The sequence below is a fragment of the Comamonas sp. 26 genome, from assembly GCF_002754475.1.
Taxonomy (GTDB): domain Bacteria; phylum Pseudomonadota; class Gammaproteobacteria; order Burkholderiales; family Burkholderiaceae_C; genus Comamonas.
On record NZ_PEFL01000002.1, the window covers coordinates 659,168 to 678,951 of the forward strand.

The 19,784-nt window shown below is 61.4% G+C and carries 16 protein-coding genes; 4 read left to right on the plus strand and 12 right to left on the minus strand.

Features of this window, described 5'->3' with window-relative positions:
- The first annotated feature begins 32 nt into the window (after positions 1 to 32).
- Entirely contained in the window at positions 33 to 536 is a 504-nt protein-coding gene (locus CLU84_RS17590) for a CreA family protein (RefSeq protein WP_099738842.1), read from the plus strand.
- Between the two features lie 81 nt (positions 537 to 617).
- On the opposite strand, the gene CLU84_RS17595 is transcribed toward CLU84_RS17590, so the two are convergent.
- The gene (locus CLU84_RS17595) at positions 618 to 839 is read right to left on the minus strand and encodes a hypothetical protein (protein WP_099738844.1); all 222 of its coding nucleotides are present in this window, start codon (positions 837 to 839) and stop codon (positions 618 to 620) included.
- Between the two features lie 159 nt (positions 840 to 998).
- Entirely contained in the window at positions 999 to 1,913 is a 915-nt protein-coding gene (locus CLU84_RS17600) for a LysR family transcriptional regulator (protein WP_099738846.1), read from the minus strand.
- 272 nt (positions 1,914 to 2,185) lie between these two features.
- Here CLU84_RS17600 and CLU84_RS17605 point away from each other — a divergent pair, with 272 nt between their 5' ends.
- The 3 genes from CLU84_RS17605 (at position 2,186) to CLU84_RS17615 (ending at position 5,956) form a co-directional block, all read left to right on the plus strand.
- Entirely contained in the window at positions 2,186 to 3,286 is a 1,101-nt protein-coding gene (locus tag CLU84_RS17605; protein ID WP_099738847.1) for a YeiH family protein, read from the plus strand.
- Between the two features lie 187 nt (positions 3,287 to 3,473).
- Positions 3,474 to 3,965, plus strand: a complete 492-nt coding sequence (locus CLU84_RS17610) for a MarR family winged helix-turn-helix transcriptional regulator (RefSeq protein ID WP_099739113.1) — start codon at positions 3,474 to 3,476, stop codon at positions 3,963 to 3,965.
- Entirely contained in the window at positions 3,962 to 5,956 is a 1,995-nt protein-coding gene (locus tag CLU84_RS17615) for an FUSC family protein (protein WP_099738849.1), read from the plus strand. Before CLU84_RS17610 ends, CLU84_RS17615 begins: the two co-directional genes overlap by 4 nt.
- Before the next feature lie 135 nt (positions 5,957 to 6,091).
- On the opposite strand, the gene CLU84_RS17620 is transcribed toward CLU84_RS17615, so the two are convergent.
- From CLU84_RS17620 to CLU84_RS17665, 10 genes are all read right to left on the minus strand, one after another.
- A complete protein-coding gene (locus tag CLU84_RS17620; protein WP_099738851.1) occupies positions 6,092 to 7,534 on the minus strand; it encodes an NAD-dependent succinate-semialdehyde dehydrogenase in 1,443 nt (480 codons plus the stop codon).
- Positions 7,535 to 7,712: 178 nt separating this feature from the next.
- Positions 7,713 to 8,537, minus strand: coding sequence for a uroporphyrinogen-III C-methyltransferase (cobA, locus tag CLU84_RS17625; protein ID WP_099738853.1), 825 nt, complete (start codon positions 8,535 to 8,537; stop codon positions 7,713 to 7,715).
- A gap of 22 nt (positions 8,538 to 8,559) precedes the next feature.
- Positions 8,560 to 11,415, minus strand: a complete 2,856-nt coding sequence (locus tag CLU84_RS17630) for a nitrate reductase (RefSeq protein WP_099738855.1) — start codon at positions 11,413 to 11,415, stop codon at positions 8,560 to 8,562.
- A 77-nt stretch (positions 11,416 to 11,492) separates the two neighbouring features.
- Positions 11,493 to 11,891 (minus strand): nitrite reductase small subunit NirD, encoded by a 399-nt coding sequence (nirD, locus tag CLU84_RS17635; RefSeq protein WP_099738857.1) that lies wholly within the window; start codon positions 11,889 to 11,891, stop codon positions 11,493 to 11,495.
- Between the two features lie 23 nt (positions 11,892 to 11,914).
- Positions 11,915 to 14,383: a nitrite reductase large subunit NirB gene (nirB, locus tag CLU84_RS17640; protein ID WP_099739115.1), complete on the minus strand. Its 2,469-nt coding sequence runs from the start codon at positions 14,381 to 14,383 to the stop codon at positions 11,915 to 11,917.
- A 289-nt stretch (positions 14,384 to 14,672) separates the two neighbouring features.
- Positions 14,673 to 15,485: an ABC transporter ATP-binding protein gene (locus CLU84_RS17645; RefSeq protein ID WP_099738859.1), complete on the minus strand. Its 813-nt coding sequence runs from the start codon at positions 15,483 to 15,485 to the stop codon at positions 14,673 to 14,675.
- Positions 15,482 to 16,474 (minus strand): nitrate ABC transporter permease, encoded by a 993-nt coding sequence (gene ntrB / locus CLU84_RS17650; RefSeq protein WP_099738860.1) that lies wholly within the window; start codon positions 16,472 to 16,474, stop codon positions 15,482 to 15,484. Before ntrB ends, CLU84_RS17645 begins: the two co-directional genes overlap by 4 nt.
- A 26-nt stretch (positions 16,475 to 16,500) precedes the next feature.
- On the minus strand, positions 16,501 to 17,724 hold the full coding sequence (locus CLU84_RS17655; RefSeq protein ID WP_369826882.1) for a CmpA/NrtA family ABC transporter substrate-binding protein: 1,224 nt from the start codon (positions 17,722 to 17,724) through the stop codon (positions 16,501 to 16,503).
- Positions 17,725 to 18,017: 293 nt separating this feature from the next.
- The gene (locus CLU84_RS17660; protein WP_099739117.1) at positions 18,018 to 19,295 is read right to left on the minus strand and encodes a nitrate regulatory protein; all 1,278 of its coding nucleotides are present in this window, start codon (positions 19,293 to 19,295) and stop codon (positions 18,018 to 18,020) included.
- Between the two features lie 57 nt (positions 19,296 to 19,352).
- Positions 19,353 to 19,772 (minus strand): DUF2809 domain-containing protein, encoded by a 420-nt coding sequence (locus tag CLU84_RS17665; protein WP_099738863.1) that lies wholly within the window; start codon positions 19,770 to 19,772, stop codon positions 19,353 to 19,355.
- Between the last annotated feature and the right edge of the window lie 12 nt (positions 19,773 to 19,784).

A 19,784-nucleotide genomic window follows, 5' to 3' on the forward strand; every position in this document is an offset into this window, starting at 1 on the left:
AACACAAGGGTTAACCCTTAATTTCACTCTCCATGCGAACCACCATGAAATTGCTATCCGCCGTTCTGGCCGTTGCGGCCGCCACCGCAGGCACCATGGCCTTTGTCGGCATGAGCCATGCCGAGCAAATCGGCGCCGTGGACACCGTCTTCAAATGGATTGGCCCGGACCACAAAATCGTGGTCGATGCCTATGACGACCCCAAGGTGCCCGGCGTGACCTGCTATGTCTCGCGCGCCAAGACCGGCGGCATCAAGGGCGGACTGGGTCTGGCCGAAGACCGCTCCGAAGCCTCTATCGCCTGCCAGGCCACGGGTACGCTTCAGTTCCCCGCGCCTCTCAAGCAGCAAGAAGATGTGTTTACTGAGCGCACCTCGCTGCTGTTCAAGCGCCTGCGCGTGGTGCGCATGGTCGACACCCAGCGCAACGCCCTGATCTACATGACGTATTCAGACCGCGTGATCGAAGGCTCACCACAGAACAGCGTAGCCGCCGTGCCGGTTCCGCAGAGCACGCCTATTCCGGTCAAGAAGTAAAAACCAGAGCAGGCTGCACAAGTGCAGCCTGGGTTTGATTGAGTTTTCAGCGCCGTGATGGCAGCGCCCACTCGCTTGGCCTTACTGGCTGAGCGCAAGGCCTTGCGCATCCAGCGCCGGTGGCCGCAGCAAATCCTCGTTCACGCCCATGGCCTGACTGGCGCGTTCTACGGCCTGCCACAGAGGGGCGGGCATTTGCAAAATGGCTTCGGGGGAAGGCGCTTCGTCGATCCAGCTGCTGATCTGCAAATGCTGCTCTTGGGTGAGCAGGTCCAGGTGCAGCATTTCGTCGATGGTTTTCATGGTGTTCCTCCCTGCGGATACAGCCCGCCGCTGCATGATGGTTTGCGGGCTTGTCTATGCAATATAGGGCCGAAAACCCCTACTGCAAGTGAAACGATGGTTAAAGAAAACCATAGCTGTCATCTTCAACAACTTAAGCGCTAGCGCCTGATTTCACACCTAATCCATGGGTGGCTGCACGCTGGCACTGCAAGCATCCACAAATGCCTGCAGCGCCGGAGAGCGCCTTTTGCCCGCGCGCTGCACCAGTGAGAAGTTGCGCCACATGCGCGGCAAGGTGGTGGGCAAAATCTCCAGCGCCTGGGCTTGCAGCTGAGATTGCACCAGCACGCGCGAGAGGCAGCTGATGCCCAGTCCCTGCTCCACGCAGCGGGCAATGGCTTCGGAGCTGCCCAGCGTGGCGGCAGCGGGCAACTGGTGCAGATGCGGCAACAGCGCGTGCTCCACCATCTCGCGCGTGCCAGAGCCCGGCTCGCGCAGCAGCCATGCGGCTTTGCGCAGTGCAGCCACACCCAGGGGCTTGGTTTTGGCCTGCTGGGCCAGCGGGTCGCGCGGCGATGCGACGATGACCAGCTCATCGCGCAGCCAGGGCTCCACCTCCAGCCCCTGCCAGTGACTGCTGCCTTCAATCAGGCCCATATCGACCTCCATGGCCAGCACGGCTTCGCCCACCTCTTGGGTGTTGGCGATTTGCAGGTCTACTCGCACCAGCGGGTGCGATGCAGCCAGCCGCGCCAGCACTTCAGGCAGGGCGTAGGTGCCGATGGTGGTGCTGGCCGCCACGCGCAGGCGCACAGGCATATTGGCCGCCTTGGCAGAGAAAGCCTGCTCAATGCCGCGCGCCTGCTCCAAAACGGCCAGCGCCTGAGGCAAGAGAGCCCGGCCTGCATCATTGAGCACCAGCCGCTTGCCCACACGCTCGAACAATTGCACGCCCAGACCGCCCTCCAGCTGCTGCAGCGCGGCGCTGGTGGCTGATTGCGAAAGCGCTACGGTTTGTGCAGCAGCTACCGTAGTCCCGCTCTGGGCTACAGCGCAAAAAATCTCGAATTGACGCAAGGTGAGGTGCAGCATAAAGGCGACCCGGGTATCTATAAAACCCACGAAAGATTTGAGCCAACGGGCAGCTGAACATGCCTTGTCTTCAGCAGCGCCGCCAGCGCATCTGCTTGCGCTGCTAATTAAATCAATGACTTAGTCAAATCACAAGCACTAAAGAGGTCAATCTACCTATTTTATCGATTGATCTTACAAAAACTATTCGTTATACAAATATAACTAACAAATCTAAAGTGATCCTCAAGCTGTTAGGCAAACCTGTTTTTCGCCTTCAGCAAAAGGTCACGATGAACACTACAACACTCAAAAACTCCGCACCCTCGCACGGCTGGCTGCAAAAGACCGGCGGCATGGTTCCCGGCCTGCTGCTGGCGGGCACGATCGCCGCTGTGGCCACATGGGCTGCGCAATTCCCCATCATCAAGAGCAATGGTCTGAGCGCGCTGACGCTGGCCATCATCATCGGCTTGGTGATTGGCAATACCGTCTATCCCTCCATCGCCAGCCAGTGCAGCAGCGGCATCGCCTTTACCAAGGCTCGCTTGCTGCGCGCCGGTATCGTTCTTTACGGCCTGCGCCTGACGTTTCAGGACATTGGCCAGGTCGGCATGGCCGGTGTGGTGATTGATGCGCTGGTGCTGTCCAGCACCTTCTTGCTGGCGCAGTGGATTGGCCAGAAACTGCTGGGCATGGACAAGCGCACCACCTTGCTGGTGGGCGCGGGCGCCTCTATCTGCGGCGCCGCCGCCGTGCTGGCCACCGAGCCTGTGGCCAAGGGCCGCGCTGAAGATGTGGCTGTGGCTGTGGCGACCGTGGTGGTGTTTGGCACCATCGGCACCTTTCTCTACCCCGCGCTGTTCCACTGGAATGCAGAGTACGGCTGGGTCAACACCACCATGCAGCAGTACGGCGTGTTCGTCGGCTCCACCGTGCATGAAGTGGCCCAGGTGGTGGCCGCTGGCGAAGCGATTGGCAGCCAGGCCGCCGATACCGCCGTCATTGCCAAGATGGTGCGCGTGATGATGCTGGCACCGTTTCTGCTGATTCTGTCCATGTGGCTGTCGCGCAGCGAACGCCAGGAAGGCATGAAAGACGGTGTGAACAACGGCCAGCCCGGCAAAAAGATCACCATCCCCTGGTTTGCTCTGGGCTTTGTGCTGATGGCCGGTATCAACTCGCTGGGCGTGCTGCCCAAGGAAGTGGTCAGCGTCGGCATTCAGCTGGACAACGCACTGCTGGCCATTGCCATGGCCGCTCTGGGCCTGACCACCCACATCCGTGCCGTGCGGGCTGCGGGGACCAAGCCGCTGATTCTGGCGCTGGCCCTGTTCATCTGGCTGCTGGTCGCAGGTCTGGCTCTGAACCTGTGGATTCCCACTCTGTTTTGATAGCAGCTTGCGCATGATCTGAATAATCAATAAAACACAAACAGGGGTCAAACCCTTTAAAGGAGAGCGCTTAGCGCTCTCCTTTTTTATTGCTCGCTGGAAATAACAAAGGGAATACCCTATACATCAATGCAGGCTCAATTAGTTTGAATTGCAAATTAATTGCATGAGCATCAAAATAAAGCCCATGTCTTTTGCTGATGCTCCCTCCCGCGACCGCCTGGGCTTTCTCATGGTCACCCTCACCCGCCAATGGCGCCGCTTTGTCGAAGAGCAACTGGCTGCCAACGGTCTGACCGACGCCACCTGGACGCCGCTTCTGCACCTGCGCGCCTGGGGCGACGGGGTCACCCAAAAGGAGCTGGCCGAGCGCGTGGGGCTGGACGGATCCAGCCTGGTACGCCTGCTGGACATTCTGGAAGGCAAGGGCTGGGTAGAGCGCCGCGCCGATGCGGCCGACCGTCGCAGCAAACGCATTTTTCTCACCACCGAAGGTAATCAGGCTGTGGACAATATTCGCGCCACCATGCTGGAGGCCGAACGCAGCCTGCTGCAGGACCTGGATGAAGCCGAGGTCGAAGCCATGCTGGGCAGCGTCAACAAGGTTCGCGCCCGCATCGAGCAAATGCATGAGCAGCGCTGCACGCAAACGCATCCCGAAGCCGAGGAGCGCGCATGACGGTGGCTGTCTACGATAAATTTTTAGCGCGCGCCGCCGACTGGGGTTTTGACAGTGCCCGCCTGCGCCAGCATCTGCGCACGGCTTTTGCGGCCTGTATCGCCGTGTTGGCCGCCTGGGCGCTAGGGCTGGAACACCCGCAATGGGCGGGCATGACGGTCTGGGCCGCATCCCAGCCACTGCGCGGCCAGTTGCTGGAGAAAAGCTTTTTCCGCACCACCGGCACCATCATCGGCACCGCTGCCGGTGTCGTGCTGGTGCTCGTCGCCAATGGCGATCTGCTCTGGCTGGTCACCGGTCTGGCCGTGTGGATGGGCATTTGCGCCGGGCTTGGCAATCTGCAGCGCAGCTTTGCCTCTTACGGCACCATGCTGGCGGGTTACTCGGCCTCCATGGTGGCCCTGCTGGACAACGGCAACCCCGCTCATGTCTATGACCTGGGCTGGGACCGCTTGTTTACCGCGCTGACCGGCGTGGCTGCGGCTGTTATCGTGGGCTGGTTGTTTACGCCCGTGGGCGCTGAAATCCCCGGTGACGACAAGGTGCGCCGCCTCTGCGCCCGTCTGCTGCGCGACATTGCAGCGGCATCACAAGCCGCTGTGCGCGGGCAAAGCGCACTTAGCCCCAAAGATATGGCCGAGCGTCTGGCGGTCATGGCCGCCATTGAAGAAGGGCTGGACCCGCATGCTGCAGGCTCGCAGCGCTCACGCCGCGCCGTACGTGCGCTGCGCCGCCTGATCAACACGCAAATCTCCGCCCTGCTCTGGCTGCGTGACAGCACAGGCAAAACCATCACCCCCGAATTCACAGCCGAGCAAGCCCAGGCCATGACGGCAGCGCTGGAGCAAGCCGCCAAGCTGCTGGAAACCCAGCCCGCACCGCTGGCTGCCATTAATGCCATTGCCAAGGCGCGCGAGGCCGCCGCAGGCTGGGGTCATGCCAATGAAATTCTGAGCAATATCGGTCTGGCCCTGCAGGCCCACTTTGTCGCTGCCAGCGACCTGCCCCTGCCCGCCAACCACCGTGCCCGCCAATTGCCCGTGGTGCTACACAGCGACTGGGTGGGCGCACGCCGCGCCATGCTGCGCGCCTTCAGCGCCATCTTTGCCGTAGGCCTGATCTGGGTGGTCACCGGCTGGCATGGCGGCACCTACATGCTGCTGGGCCTGTCGGTGATGATCACCGTCTTCTCCTCCTTCGAGAACCCGGCCTTCACCATGCGCTTTGTCATTCTGGGTCAGGCCATGGGCGCCGGCGTGGCGCTGGCCTGCCAGTGGTTTGCCTGGCCGTTTGCCAGCAGCCAGCTGCAGATGGTGCTGATGATGCTGCCCTTCATCTTTCTCGGTGCCCTGCTTCTTAGCCACCGCCGCACCACCCTGTACGGCTTTGACTGCAATATGGTGATTCTGCTGGCGCTGTCGTCCCATTTCCCCTACCAGCTCGATGTGGGCCACTCGCTGTCCATGGCGTTTGCCATCGTCACCGGGCCGCTGGCGGGCTGGCTGGCCTACCGCTTCATACTGCCCGTCACCGTGCAAGGCAGGCTGGACGGCCTGCGCGCCATGATGGTTCATGAGCTGCAGGACATGGCCGCCACCCCGCTGCATGCCCGCGATGTCCGCGTCTGGCGCGCCCGCCTTTACCACCGCCTGCTGCGCCTGGTGCGCGCCTCCGAAAAAATCAACGCTCCGGCCGTGCAGGAAGCCGCAGACTGCGGCCTGGCCGCCCTGCGCGTGGGCAAGGCCGTGCTCATACTGCACACCCTGGAGAACGACCTGCTTTTATCCGACAGCACCTTACGCAGCGTGCGCAGTGCGCTACAAAGACTGCAGCAACTGCCCGCCGCCCCCGCCAAGGCCATCCCTTTGCTGATGGGCGTGGCCCAGCGCATACAGCAGCACCAGCCCGAACAAGCCCTGCAACTGCAGCTGGCCGCGCAAGACATTGGCGAGCATCAGCGCTTTTTTGCCAGCACGGCCAAGATTGCTTGAACACCATCACCCATAAAAAAAACCGCTGCAAATACAGCGGCTTTTTGTTTCTCAGAGACGCCGAGCAAGAGCCGTCTTGCGGCAATGGCGTCGTCCTCCTTGGGGGAAGGCGCAAAGCGCCTCAGGGGGTATCAATCACACACAAGTGATCGCCACGGCCTTGGAAACCAGATAAGCCTCCAGCGCCTCGGGCCCACCTTCAGAACCGTAGCCCGAATCCTTGATACCGCCAAACGGCAGCTCGGCAGATGGCAGAGCCGGCTGGTTCACCCACAACATGCCCGCTTCCACATCCTGAGCCAGCTGGTGCGAGGTTTTGAGCGAGCGCGTGAAGGCATAGGCAGCCAAGCCATACGAGAGGCGATTGGCCTCTTGAATCGCATCTTCAATTTTTTCAAAGCCGCGAATCGCCGCCACGGGGCCAAAGGGTTCCTGATTGAAGATATCCGCTGTCAAAGGCACATCCGCCAGCACCGTGGGGGCAAAGTAGTTACCGGCATCGCCAAACGATGCGCCGCCCGTCAGCAGCTTGGCACCGCTGTGCTCGGCGTTCTGAATCAGCTGGGTCAGCGCCGTCACCCGGCGCGGGTTGGCCAGCGGGCCCATCTGCACGCCTTGCTCCAGACCATTGCCCACCTTCAGCGCCTCGGCATGGGCCACCATGGCGCGCGTGAATTCCTCGCGCACGCTGTTGTGCACCAGAAAGCGTGTGGGCGAGATGCAGACCTGACCCGCATTGCGGAACTTGGCCGCGCCTGCGGCCTTCACGGCCAGTGCCACATCAGCGTCTTCTGCGACGATGACCGGGGCGTGGCCGCCCAGCTCCATGGTGCTTCGCTTCATGTGCTGGCCAGCCAGCGCTGCCAGCTGCTTGCCCACAGCGGTAGAGCCGGTGAACGTCACCTTGCGGATCACCGGGCTGGCAATCAGATACTCGGAAATTTGTGCCGGATTGCCATAGACCAGCCCCACCACACCGGCAGGAATGCCTGCATCCACAAAGCACTTGAGCAGCGCTGCGGGCGAAGCCGGAGTTTCCTCAGGTGCCTTGCACAGAAAGGAGCAGCCCGAAGCCAGGGCCGCGCCGATCTTGCGCACGATCTGGTTGACGGGGAAGTTCCAGGGCGTGAAGGCCGCCACAGGGCCCACAGGGTCCTTGATCACCAGTTGCTGCTGCTCGGGACGGCGTGAAGGCACGATGCGGCCATAGACGCGCAGCGCCTCGTCGGCAAACCATTCAATGATGCCGGCACCAGCAATGATTTCGCCCTTGGCCTCGGCCAGCGGCTTGCCCTGCTCCTGTGTCAGCAGCGCAGCGATCTCGTCGGCACGCTCTTTGAGCAAGGCCGCCGCACGGCGCATGATGGCACCACGCTCGTGCGCAGAGACCTTGCGCCAGACCTGAAAGCCCTTGTCTGCAGCGGCGAGTGCACGGTCCAGATCAGGAATATCGGCATGCGCCACGCGACCGATGACTTCGCCCGACGCCGGGTTACGCACATCAATCGTCTTGCCGCTGGCAGCCACCTGCCACTGTCCATCGATCAAAAGCTGGGTATCGGGGTATGCAGTGCTCATCACTTATCTCAGTGTGCCGACCCTCATCCCCCTGCAGATGTAAAGGGCCGGGCGTGGTGAATGTTCAGGGCGTGAAAAATTCTAGCCATACATGCTAGCGCCTCATGATAAGTGCGGGACGTTGGCAATGGCTCATTGCACTCAGGGGATCATGAAAATCCCAATATTTTCCAGCCACTCACACCCCGACAGCGCGGCGCAGCTCCACCTCTCCCAGCCATACCTCACACCCAACCTGACTCGCTCCCGCCTGTTTTACGACTTGCCCAATCACGAAGACGCACGGGCTCCCCAAACCGCTGCTGACGAGTGCTGTGGACATTTCCCCCAGTTGCGTGATGACCTGCTGCTGCGTAGGCAGGCTGGCGCTTTGCACTAGGGCCACAGGCGTGCTGGCGGGCAGTCCGCCAGCCAGCAGCTCGGTCTGAATATGCGGCACAGAACTCACGCCCATATAGACCACCAGCGTCAAGCCCACGGCATGGGCCGTCTGCCCCAGCTGACGCCAGTCGTTTTGCACACCGCCGGGCTTGGGGTGGCCGGTCACAAACACCACGCCATGCGCATGATCGCGGTGGGTGAGTGACACGCCCAAACTGGTGGCTGCCGCCAGCCCTGCGGTAATGCCATTGACCACCTCCACCTGCACACCTGCAGCGCGCAGATGTTCAACTTCTTCACCCCCTCGGCCAAAGATGAAAGGATCGCCGCCCTTGAGTCGCACCACGACCTCTCCCTGGCGCGCGGCCATGATCATCAGCTTTTCAATGAACTCCTGCGATGTACTTTCGCGCCCGCCGCGCTTGCCCACGGCAATCACACGGGTCTTGAGGCTGGCAAGCTTGACGATTTCAGCCGACACCAGATCGTCAACCAGCAGCAGGGTGGCGCTCTGAATCAGCTTGAAAGCCTTGATGGTGAGCAGTTCCGGGTCACCCGGCCCGGCCCCCACCAGATAGCAGCGGCCCGAGGAAGTCAGAGAGTTCGCATGGCGGGAAGTCATGGCAGACCTTTCAGCTAAAGACTTATGCAGCAACCATCTGGGTGACAGGCGGCACCGCCTGCACCAGTTGCTTGATCGTGGGAATGCAGGAGCCGCAGCGCGTACCGCAGCCCAGCGAAGACTTGAGCTGCGCCAACCGCTCATCGGATGAACCGCTGCAATGGCCTAGTTGCGCGGTAATGCTGGCCTCATCCACATTCATGCAGGCGCAAACCTGTGGCGAGCGCGCAGCCATCGCTGCAGGCGGCTTGCTGCCGGACGACAGCAGCATCCGGCCAAAGCTTTTTGTCGATTGCTCATCGCGCAGCACGTGGGCCAGCCACTGGCCAGCACTGGCGTCACCACACAGCAAAAAGGCATTCAGCACTGGCTCGCCATCTTGCTGACCGATGGCCATGGCACGGCTGCATTGGCGGCGAACATCGACATAACGCAGCGCCTGCGCTCCATCTAACTGCAGTAACTGCTGCAGTCGTCGCAATACCTCAGTGCTAGGCGCTTCATACGCTGCGGCGCGAAACTGCACGCCGGTGCGGCCTTCGCTGGCCTTTTCCAGCGGTACAGAACGTCCAAACAGCACGCAGCTGGCAAAGTCAAACTCCGCCATCAGTTCTGTCAAAGCTGCGCGCGTGGCCAGCACCTGCGATTCATCCAGCCAGGCCATGCCCATGCAAGTCCAGGGCATCTCGGCCTTGAGCAGTCTCACGGCAACATGCTTGAGTTCTGGTTGCTTGGAGCGAGGGCAGAACTCAGGGGTGGTCAGCGCATTCACACCCGCTAAACGCTGGCCTTTGGAGCTGCGTCCACTCAGATACATACCGCCCCAGTGCATGGGCAGATACAGCTGCGTGGGCTGCAGGCCCTTTTCCGCCTGCACGGGCAGCACGATGGCACCGTAGCGGTTGGAGACATGGACCAAATCGCCATCCCGCAGTTGCAAGCGCTGCATGTCTTGCGGGTGCACTTGCAACTGCGGCTCGCTCACATGGGCAAACAAACGGCCCAGTTGGCCGGTGCGTGTCATGCCATGCCACTGATCGCGCAGGCGACCGGTGTTCAGACTGAAGGGGTGGCGCGCATCGCGCTGCACGGCGACAGGCTTCCAGGGCTGCGCATCAAAGCGGGCGCGGCCATCATCGGTCACGAACCGGCCATCGGTGTACAGGCGCTGCGTGCCTTGCGTTGCCCCGCTGGGCACAGGCCATTGCTGTGGCCCCTGGTCTTCCAGCATTTGCCAGCTCAGGCCGGTGATATCCAAATCTCGCCCACGCGTGCTTTCACGGTGCTCGTTCCAGATGGCCTCGGCTGCTGCTTCTGCGCAACTGATGTCATAGCCAAAAAGCGAAGGCTTGCCGGGGCGCACCAGGGGCTCCAGCCGCCGCGACAGCTGCACGCCAATCTGCCAGTCGTGGCGCGCCAAACCGGGCGCAGCCACGGCAGCACGCACACGGGAGATCCTGCGTTCGCTGTTGGTGACCGTGCCCAGCTTTTCGCCCCAGGTCGTGGCGGGTAGCAACCAGTCGGCGTAGGCCGTGGTTTCGGTCACGGCAAAGGCTTCTTGCACCACCACCAGCTCGGCACGCTCCAGCGCGCGTCGCACCATGGTTTGGTCTGGCATGCTTTGCGCGGGGTTGGTGCAGGCAATCCACAGCGCTTTGATCTGGCCATCGGCGGCCGCCTCAAACATCTCTATCGCAGACTTTCCGGGTGTCGATGGAATACTTTCCACACCCCACAGCTGCGCCACTTCTTCGCGGTGCAAAGGGTTGGCCATGTCGCGGTGGGCGCTGAGCAAGTTGGACAAGCCACCCACCTCGCGCCCGCCCATGGCGTTGGGCTGGCCGGTGAGCGACAAGGGCCCCGCACCGGGCTTGCCAATCTGGCCTGTCGCCAGGTGCAGGTTGATGAGTGCGGCGTTGTTCGCTGTGCCGCTGGCGCTCTGGTTCAGGCCCTGACAGTAAAGGCTCAGCGTGGGCTGGCGTGGCGCGCTGTCTGCACTGTATGCGCCCCCCAAGGCAATCCAGCGGGCGGCCTTGTACAAATCCTCTGTGGGCACGCCACAAATGGCCGATGCCTTCTCGGGCGTGGCTTCGCGCACCAGCTCTTTCAGTGCTGCAAAACCACTGGTGTGCTCCGCGATGAAAGCGTTGTCCGTCCAGCCTTCCCACAACATGATGTGCAGCAAGCTGTGGAACAGCATCACATCGCTGCCCGGCAGCAAAGGCAGGTACAGATCGGCTAGCTCGGCAGTCTCTGTCTTGCGCGGGTCGGCCACAATAATTTTGAGCTGCGGGTTGCGCGCCTTGGCCTCTTCCACACGGCGAAACAAAATCGGATGCGCCCAGGCCATATTGCTGCCCGTGATGAACATGCAGCCGGCCAGGTCGATGTCTTCATAGCAGGCGGGCGGCGCATCGGCACCCAGCGTGGCCTTGTAGCCCGCCACAGCGCTGCTCATGCACAGGCGGGAGTTGGTGTCCAGGTTATTGGTGCCCAGCAGACCTTTGGCCAGCTTGTTGAAAACGTAATAGTCCTCCGTCAGCAACTGGCCGCTGAGGTAAAAGCCCAGCGCATCCGGGCCATGCTCGGCGCGAATCTGCGCCATGCGGCCCGCGACATCATCCAGCGCTGCATCCCAGCTCACCGGTTGCGGGGCCGATGCCCTATCGAATCTGCGCATTGGCTGCAGCAGCCGCGATTGCCGGGCGTGCACGGGCGATGCCGTCAGGTGCAAAGTACTACCCTTGGTGCACAAGCGCCCCCAATTGGCAGGATGATCGGGGTCACCCCTCACGCCGGTAATTTGCACGCCATCCGACTCAATGATGACGCCACAGCCAACGCCGCAGTAGGGGCAGGTGGATCGGGTCTCAAGCATGGCAGGCTTTCAGTGTTTTGGGGCTCTGGCGCTCATCTAATGCGCGCCAATAGCTATTACATCTATAGCAACAAGGCTTAGACAGCAGCGCAGGCTGGTTTGCCGCTGCAATGCGCAGGGCCCGCATGGGGGCGCGTCTGCTCCAATGCACGGCTGGCCAGCTCATCGGCACGCAGCTGTACTTCACCGTCCTCCACCCGCACGCTGAAGTACGGCGTGCAGCCTTCGTCGGGCGCAGCGGCCTCGCCACTGCTCAATGCAATCGTCCAGTTGTGCAGCGGGCAGGCCACGCTGCGGCCAAACACAATGCCTTGCGACAGCGGACCGCCCTTGTGCGGGCAGCGGTCCAACAGGGCAAACACTTCGTTTTCGGCGTTGCGGAATACGGCCACATCCAACCCTTGCGCACGCGCCACGCGGCGGGCGCCCAGCACGGGGATATCGTCAATCGTGCAGATAGAAATCCATTCGCTCATTTCAGGCTCCTCGGTGCTTTTGATCAGGCGCTGACGCTGGCCGTTTGCGCAGCCGTTAAGGGCTGGAACTGGCGCGTATCCACCGCCGCCTTGTCGGTTTCAAACCAGGGGTCGGGCTCGCCTTCCAGCGCAAACTGCAGCTCTTCCCACAGCGCCTTGCGGCCTTCTGCATCGTCCAGAATGCGCTTCTTCACATGGTCCAGACCCACGCGGTTGATGTAGTGCACGGTGCGCTCCAGATACCAGCCTTCCAAGCGGTACAGCTGCATGAAGGCGCCCGTGTACTCCATGACTTCTTCTGCGGTTTTGAGCTTGGCGAAGAAGTGCGCCACCTCGGTCTTGATGCCGCCGTTGCCGCCCACATACATCTCCCAGCCTGAATCGACGCCGATGATGCCCACGTCCTTGATGCCGGACTCCGCACAGTTGCGCGGGCAACCGCTGACGGCAAATTTCACCTTGTGCGGGGCATACATGCGCCACATGGCGCGCTCCAGGTCCTTGCCCATCTGGGTGCTGTCTTGCGTGCCCATGCGGCACCATTCGCTGCCCACGCAGGTTTTGACAGTGCGCAGCGCCTTGGCATAGGCGTGGCCGCAAGGCATGCCTATATCGTTCCACACGCCTTGCAGGTCTTCCTTCTTCACCCCCAGCAAGTCGATGCGCTGGCCGCCCGTGACCTTGACGGTAGGAATGTCGTACTTGTCCACCACATCAGCAATGCGGCGCAGCTCACTCGCTGTGGTCTCGCCACCCCACATGCGCGGAATCACGCTGTAGGTTCCGTCTTTCTGGATATTGGCGTGGCTGCGCTCGTTGATGAAGCGGCTTTGCGGGTCGTCCTTGGCATCCTTGGGCCAGGTGCTTACAAGATAGTAGTTGACCGCCGGGCGGCACGATGCACAGCCATTGGGCGTGCGCCATTCCATGAAGCGAAACACCGCATCCGTGGTCAACAGCTTGTGAGTGCGAATCACATCGCGCACGGCCTGGTGACCATGGTCGGTGCAGCTGCACATGGCCTTGGTCTTGGGCGATGCGGAGTAGTCCCCACCCGCCGTGAACATGATGATCTGCTCGACCAGCCCCGTGCAGGAGCCGCAGCTGGCACTGGCCTTGGTGTGCTTGCGCACGTCTTCCAGCGTGAACAAACCCTTGTCCTTGATCGCCTTGCAGATGGCTCCCTTGGTCACGCCGTTGCAGCCGCAAACCTCGTCGCTATCGGCCAGCGCAGCCGCTTTGTTCTGGCCCTGATGGCCGGTATCGCCGAGATTGGATTCGCCAAACATCAGCTTGTCGCGAATGTCGGCCACGCTGCGACCTTCGCGCAGCAGCTTGAAGTACCAGCTGCCGTCCACCGTGTCGCCGTACAGGCAGGCACCGACCAGCTTGTCGTCCTTGATTACCAACTTTTTGTAAACGCCCGCATAGGGGTCGCTCATCAGAATTTCTTCGGCGTCGCCGCCGCCCTGAAAGTCGCCCGCCGAGAACAGATCGATGCCCGTGACCTTGAGCTTGGTCGAGGTCAGCGAGCCCAGATAGCGGCCAATGCCGAACTCGGCCAGATGGTTGGCCAGCACCTTGCCCTGCTCAAACAGTGGTGCTACTAAGCCGTAGGCAATGCCCCGGTGCGCCGCGCACTCGCCCACAGCGTAGATGCGCGGATCGGTCACGGTCTGCAAGGTGTCGCTGACCACAATGCCGCGATTCACATGCAGATGCATGGACTCGGCCAACCCGGTATTGGGGCGTATGCCCACGGCCATCACCACCAGATCGGCAGGCACTTCGCTGCCGTCTATAAAGCGCACCGCACTCACGCGACCTGCAGCGTTGCCCACCAGCTCTTGCGTCTGCGCCTTCATGCAGAACTGCATGCCGCGCTCGGCCAGCGACTTTTGCAGCATGCGGCCCGCCTGGTCGTCTAGCTGGCGCTCCATCAGCCAGTCGCCCACATGCACCACGGTGACTTGCATGCCGCGCTTCATCAGGCCGTTGGCCGCCTCCAGCCCCAGAAGGCCGCCACCAATCACCACTGCATACTTGAGCGTCTTTGTAGCTTCAATCATGGCCTCGGTATCAGCAATGTCGCGATAGGCCAGCACGCCCTGCAGGTCATTGCCGGGAATGGGCAGGATGAAGGGATTGGAGCCCGTCGCCATGATCAGCCGGTCGTACTCGGCGCTGATGGTTTCACCCTGCGCATTGGTGGCATGCACGGTGCGGCGGGCGCGATCCACGGCCGTGACCGTATAGCCTGCGTGCAGCAGGATATGGTTGTCCTGGTACCAGGCCCAGTCGTTGAGCACGATATCGGCCAGCGTCTGCTCGCCCGCCAGCACCGGCGACAGCAGAATGCGGTTGTAGTTGGGGTGTGGCTCGGCACCAAACACCGTGATGTCGTACAGCTCGGGGGCAATGGTCAGCAGCTCTTCCAGAGCGCGCACACCTGCCATTCCGTTACCAATCATGACCAGTTTGGATTTTTTCATCTCAGTCCCCGTGGGCTTGCAAAACGCAAAAAAGACGTCTCGCGCTTCATGACTCGCATGAGCGCGCAGACGTCTTTGTCTTTGGGATCTGGTCCAGCCTTGCACCATCACCCTGTGGCCCACCTTGGCCACAACAAGAACCATGCAATTGCTGTGCCAGCTTCCCTACCCTGTTCAATGTCATGGGAGCCCACCAGCAGGCACTATTTCCGTGCAGTCGCGCTTTATCGCAGTGCATCAAAACAAACATGGCGCCCTAAGGCGCCATGCAGCGGCAGAGAAAGCAGACTCAGGCCGCCTTCTCCACATGCCCCTGGCGGGTGTAGAGAAAGTCGATCACGGCTTTGCGATAGCCCTGGTAATGCAGGTCTTCGGCCAGCGCTACGCGGCTGCGCGGGCGGGGCAGTTCTACGTGCAGCACCTCGCCAATGGTGGCGGCAGGCCCGTTGGTCAGCATCACGATCTTGTCAGACAGCAGCACGGCCTCATCCACATCGTGGGTCACCATGACCACCGTGCTGTGCGTGCGGGCCACGATCTCCAGCAACTCGTCCTGCAGCTTGGCGCGGGTCAACGCATCCAGCGCACCAAACGGCTCATCCATCAGCAGCACTTGCGGCTCCATGGACAAAGCCCGGGCAATGCCCACGCGCTGCTTCATACCGCCAGATATCTCGCCGGGGCGCTTTTGCGCGGCGTGCGTCAGACCCACCATGGCCAGTGCGGCGTCGGTGCGCTCGGCCAGCTGCGCCCTGGTTTCGCGCTTGGCAAAGACACGCTCCACCGCCAGGTGCACATTGCCCCAGCAGGTCAGCCATGGCAGCAGCGAATGGTTTTGAAACACTACGGCGCGCTCGGGGCCGGGGCCTTTGATTTCCTTGTTGGCGCACAGCAGTGCACCACTGGTGGGCACCGTCAACCCCGCAATCAGGTTGAGCAAGGTGGACTTGCCGCAGCCCGAGTGGCCGATGAGGCTCACAAACTCACCCTTGGCGATATTGAGATTGATGTCACGCAGCGCAGGAAACAGGCCTTTGGCGGTCTTGAAGGTCTGCTCTACATCGTGGATCTCGATGTACTTGGTGGACAGCGATGCGTTCATGATTTCACCTCTTCAAACGTAAAGGCCGAAGCCAGCTTGACCAGCGCCCATTCCAGCAACAGGCCCACGATGCCAATCACGAAGATGGCGATGATGATGTTCTTGACATTGAGGTTGTTCCACTCGTCCCAGACCCAAAAACCTATGCCCACGCCACCGGTCAGCATCTCGGCGGCCACGATCACCAGCCAGGCCGTGCCTACGGCCAGACGCACGCCGGTCAACATATAGGGCAGCACGGCGGGAAAGAGGATGGTGGTGGCAATCTTCCATTCCGACAGATTCAGCACCCGCGCCACGTTCATGTAATCCTGCGGAACACGCTGCACACCGACCGCGGTGTTGATGACCATGGGCCAGATGGAGCAGATGAAGATGGTCCAGATGGCGGCTGGATTCGCCCCCTTGAACACCAGCAGACCAATTGGCAACCAGGCCAGCGGCGACACGGGACGCAGCAGGCTGATCAGCGGGTTGAACATGCGCGAGAGAAAATTGAAGCGCCCGATCAAAAAGCCTGCCGGAATGCCTACCAGCGCCGCCAACCCAAAGCCCAGCGCCACGCGCTGCAGCGACGACAGCACGTTCCAGCCCACACCCTGATCGTTGGGACCGTTGCGATAGAACGGATCGCGAAAGACCTCGACCGCCTGCGTCCAGGTCTCTGCCGGATTGGGAATACTGTGGCCCGTGGTGCTGGAGACAATGGACCACAAGCCCACCAGCAGCGCCAGCCCCAGCAGCGGCGGCAGCACCGTGCCGATCAGACCTTCAGCCCGCTGGCGCCAGCGGCTGGGCGGTGTCGCAACGGCTGCAGCAGGTGCGGCTTTGATTTTTGAGTCTTTTTTCACTGTAGCCCTTGCAGGTTCTGCGCTATCAGCTATCTCTTTGGAAGCGTTCAAGCGTTCATCGTTGGCCGCCTGTATGGCCAGTTGCGGATCGTGGGGCGGGTCCAGTTCAAGACGGGATGGAAGTGCGGCACTGACCATGGTGAATCTCCTTGGGGGTGTCGGCCTCAGGCCTTGATCTTGAAACTGTCGGCGTACTGGGCGGGGTTCTTGCCATCCCAGACCACGCCATCCATCAGCTTGCTGCTGCGCAAAGCATCCTTGGGCACGTTCACCTTCAGCTGGCTCGCGGCCTGCTGGTACAGGTCAATGCGGTTGATCTGCTTGGCCACGGCCAGATAGTCGGGGTGGCTCTTGAGCAGGCCCCAGCGCTTGTGCTGAGTCAGGAACCACATGCCATCAGACAGATAGGGAAAGTTCACCGCACCGTCGTTGAAGAACTTCATGTGGTTGGGGTCGTCCCAGGTCTTGCCCAGACCGTTCTGGTAGCGGCCCAGAATGCGCTGGTTGATGGCGTCCACGCTGGTGTTGATGTACGACTTCTGGGCCACGGTCTCGGCCATCTTCATCTTGTTTTGCATGCTGGCGTCAATCCAGCGGCTGGCCTCCAGAATCGCCATCATCACGGCGCGGCAGGTGTTGGGATTCTTGCTGGCGAAGTCGCCCGTGGTGCCCAGCACTTTTTCGGGGTGATCCTTCCAGATGTCCTGCGAGGTGTTGGCCGTGATACCAATGCCGTCCATGATGGCGCGGTGGTTCCAGGGTTCGCCCACGCAAAAGCCGTCCATATTGCCCACGCGCATATTGGCCACCATCTGGGGCGGGGGCACGGTGATCAGCTTGGCATCCGTCACCGGATTAATGCCCGCCGCCGCCAGCCAGTAATGCATCCACATGGCATGGGTGCCGGTGGGGAAGGTGCCCGCAAACGTGTATTCACGCTTTTCCTTGGCCATCACTTTGGCGAGGCTTTGGCCATCCACAGCGCCCTTATCGGCCAGCGCTTTGGACAAGGTGATGGCCTGACCGTTGTTGTTCAGGTTCATCAGCACAGCCATGTCTTTTTTAGGCCCGCCAATACCCAGATGCAAGCCGTAGACCAGGCCGTACAGCACATGGGCAAAGTCCAGCTCGCCATTCACCATTTTGTCGCGCACGCTGGCCCAGCTCGCTTCCTTGCTGGGGACGATCTTCACGCCGTATTTCTGATCGAAACCCAGCACCGACGCCATGACCACGCTGGCGCAATCGGTCAGCGGGATAAAGCCAATCTTGACTTCCTTCTTCTCGGGCGCATCCGAGCCCGCAGCCCAGACGCCGTGGTGACCTAATGCCCCATAGAGTGCGGCACCGCCTGCAACGCGCAGAAAGTCTCGGCGGCCAGACTCCATAGAAAGAACTGGGGAGGGGAAAAGGCGCTTGCTCATGAGAAAACTCCATCAAGAATCGTGGTGAAGGCGATCCGGAAAACAAAACGGCATCCTTCCCTCCTCGGGTGAGAGGAGAGAAGGACGCCGTTGTCCCAGGTCACTCGTAATAACGCTTTAAGCGCGACCGCCTTTGGTCTGCTTGACATCAACAGTCATGCACAAACCGTGCCAGACCTTTCGCACTCGAAAGAAAATGAGTTGCGTCCGATTTCAGCCCGACTTTGGTGCGCCGCAACAACCCATGCGACCCCATGCTACGAATTGGTGCTGCCAGGCAGCAGATCTACCGTCGCCAGAATGGCCTCGGCCACATCCAGCATGCGCCGGTTCTGGTTCATGGCTGTCTGACGGATCAGTTTGTAGGCATCGCCCTCGCTCAACTGGCGGTAATTCATCAGCACGCCCTTGGCGCGTTCTATGGTCTTGCGCTCCTTCAGCGTGGAGCGCGCCTTGTCGATCTCGGTCTGCATATCCTGCAGCCGCGCAGCCTGCTCCTGCACCAGGCCCACAATGCTTTTCTCCAGCTGCAGCCCATAACCGCCTTCCGCAGACAGGGCTGCGCCAGACTTCGCAGGACCAAAGATGAAGGCCGCAGCAGCCTCTGCGCGAGCCCTAGGCTCCGGCATGGACTCCAGCAGCGCCTGCTGCTGGGCTAGGGCAGCACCCGCCTGGTCGAGCTTATTCAGGCATTGCGCCTGAAGCTCCAGCGCCAGAAATGCCTCAATCTGGTGCATGGCATCGAGCCGGCTGGAGCAGGCTTCAAACCAGGGAGAACTCAAGCTGCTATCCAGAGGCGCGCCATGCCCTGCCGTGCAGCCGATGCGGCGCAGGCGCTCGATCACCGTCATATCAGGACAGCTGCCGCACTGCAGTTGCCAGCGCTCGACGCCCGGCGGGCTGGCGAAATCCGCAAAGACCTGAAAGCAGCGATCCTGCGATTCGATCAGATGCAGCCAATGGCGCTGGCGCTCCGGCCTGCTGACACCGCTGGTAAATGCCGCAGCGCCCGTCGCACGCTCCTGTCCCGCCAGTTCCTTGCCCTGCATGAAATGAAACAGCGCCACCAGCAGTCTTGCGACATCGGGGTCGCTGGCACTGTCTGCTGCCTCGAACACCACGCTCAGGCAGGCGGCAATCATGCGGATCAACGCCTGCGTGCAATCCTCTGCACTCAGCTGCAGCGCATCGCGCTTGCGGCGCAGCAAGGGCAAAGCCTCGAAGCCCTGCAGCGCATTGGCAATCGCATTGAACAACCGCGCTCCATGCGCGCCCGGAGATCGCTCTCCCAAGGCCTCCAGCACCCCGCAAACGCGGGCCATGGCCTGATCTACCTGCGGCAGATGGGCCTGCAACACCTGCTGCGCCTGTGCCCCGCCGCTGGCCAGAAAGATATTGGACAGCCCGCGCTCCTTCTGCAGCGCGTGGACGAGCTCGGACATGCTGGCCACCAGTGTGCTGGCGCGGCTGATCTGCTCCAGCTCGGCCATCTCGCTTTGCCGAGCCGCCACCAGATAGTGCAAAGGCGTTTTCATGGGGTAGTGCTTTTCATCATGCTTATGCTCTGAAAAAGCAGCACGATTCATGCCATCTCAGCCCCTGCGCAGGCGTGCCCTCTCCCAGCCAAGATCGACCGCAAGAGCCAGAGCAATTCCTGCGGCATAAGCGACCAGATCCAGCGGATCAAAACCATTGCCCAGAACCAGATACGCCAGCTTGTTGGCGCGCAGCGCCTGCATCCAAGGGGCTTGGTAGAGCTGCAGAAATTCGATGGCAAAGGCGATCAGCAGCGACCAGCCCGCCAACTTGGTCCGAGCAACGCTAGGCCGAACCCAGGCCACGCACAGCAACACCACCCAGGCCCAGAGCGCATCACCGGGGTAATTGCCCAGCACCGCAGGGAACGGCACATAGCCCCGGCGAGAGGCGAGGCCGATGGCGATAACCAGCAGACTAAGAATCGCAAGCCAAAAACGGGAGCGACAGAACGGAGCAGCAGTGTTCAAAGGCATCAGGCAGAAAAA